At 47.2% G+C, this 269-nt stretch carries 1 pseudogene; it reads left to right on the forward strand.

The window, feature by feature from the left end:
• Positions 1–269, forward strand: a pseudogene (locus CF394_RS11200) (tyrosine--tRNA ligase); the annotation flags it as partial.

Genomic DNA, 269 nt, shown 5'->3' on the forward strand with positions numbered 1-269 from the left:
CCCTAGAAGAAGGTCAAGTTTCTTATTATACTGGCTACGATCCAACTGCTGACAGCCTTCACCTAGGTCACCTTGTCGCAATCTTGACAAGTCGTCGTTTGCAACTAGCAGGTCACAAACCTTATGCGCTCGTTGGCGGTGCCACAGGTCTCATCGGAGATCCGTCCTTCAAAGATGCTGAACGTAGTCTCCAAACAAAAGATACAGTAGAGGGCTGGGTCAAGTCTATCCAAGGACAACTTTCTCGTTTTCTTGACTTTGAAAATGGC

It is taken from the genome of Tetzosporium hominis, from assembly GCF_002265435.1.
GTDB lineage: Bacteria > Bacillota > Bacilli > Bacillales_A > Planococcaceae > Chryseomicrobium > Chryseomicrobium hominis.